We start from the raw sequence: 1,509 nt of genomic DNA on the forward strand, positions 1-1,509 counted from the left end.
CGTTTCTGTCTTCGCGCCTCTCACGTCTTTGCCTTCAACCATCTCGTAGCTGATGCTCAGATTTATGCTCTTAGGTACTGCATAAGCGATCAACGCTTCGTACGCGTCGCTTTCAGCTAGACGAGTTTTACCGTCGAAGTTCATGTTTTCGTTCGAGCCGTAAACCGCTGCTAGGTACAAGCCTTGACCGTAAGAACCGTATGCCGCAGAGACTAGGTGAGATTCAGCTGAATGCTTACCGATGTACGCTGAATCTTGGAAGTCGCCACCGTTGTACGTGTAACCCACTTTTGCGCCCATGATCGCGTAAGAAATGGCAACTTGTACGCGGTCATCGTATTTGTGCGTAGCCGTCGCTTCGTTCGTACCTTGCCAACCTAGACCAACGTTAATTTTGCCTGCTTCGCCAAGTTCGATTGCGTTGCGGTAAGAGATCATTTTCTCTGCGCGGCCAGTGCCTAGGTTGCCGTGGTCGTCATAGATAAAGTCGTTCGCAAATGCAATTGGCATATCTGCTACGCCAGCTACGTCGTAGTAAGGTGCCCACTGCGTACCGCCCACTGCACGACCGTATGTATCGTGAGTCAGACCTAAGTAACCAAGACGAGTTTTAAATGAGTTTTCGCCGCCATCTAGGTAGTTAAGTGCCCATTCACCACGAGCGTCAGCAGTAAAGCCATTACCTAGATCCTGAGTTGCTGTGAAGTTGATACGTGGAGAGTTTGTGCCTACGTCAGTATCACCTTGCTCTGAACCGTTCAGGTTAACAGACACATGGCCACCAATAGAGAACGTAGTGCCATCGTTATTGTAAAGTTCCACTGCTACTGCTTGAGTACCGAATGTTGCAGCTGCGATTGCTGCCGCTAGGAATTTTTTGTTCATTTATTAAGTCCATGTATTTATTAGTCGGTTAGTCGATTTGCACCTTGAGCATTTGGATTTATGTACGAATGAACGCCAATAGCTTCGGGTGTATACAAAGGCTTTTTGGGGCATCTTTTCCGCCAAAACTGAATTACCTTTGCGCAACAACTGCCGCCACTTTATTTGAAGACTCTTCGGCAACCGAGTGAAAAATTATAAGAAACCGAATGAAAGCAAACATTTAGATTGCTAACTTATCATCTATCCAATCAATAACCTTACAAATTGAAATGTTTTGTAACGCGCAAGATCACGAAATCTCATAACCCTCTGAAACTTAAATGATCGAGCCAGATGATTAAGAAACATTTGCTTACATTTGTGAATTTAAAACACCTTCAGGAACTTTTTGGAAAAATTGTGGTCAGTAATCAAGCACGAAAAAGCTAAAAAAAGCTAAAACCCTTCTAGTTATGCACCTTTTCTAAAGAGGCGCTTAAACGCGCCAGAAATAAAAATGCAATAAAATCATAACTTAATAGCAATCTATCTTTCATTTTCGCGGTTTACCTTAGCGTCATCAACACATCGGGCAAGAAAGCCCATCGATTACAACTAGGGTAATAAGAAAATGAAAAAGGC

Annotated in this window: 1 protein-coding gene; it reads right to left on the reverse strand. The window is 43.9% G+C overall.

From position 1 onward, the window contains the following. On the reverse strand, nt 1–885 hold an 885-nt coding region (locus R7190_RS25530; protein ID WP_318137637.1), incomplete at its 3' end, for a porin. Between the last annotated feature and the right edge of the window lie 624 nt (nt 886–1,509).

The sequence above is a fragment of the Vibrio sp. 1078-1 genome (assembly GCF_033340475.1).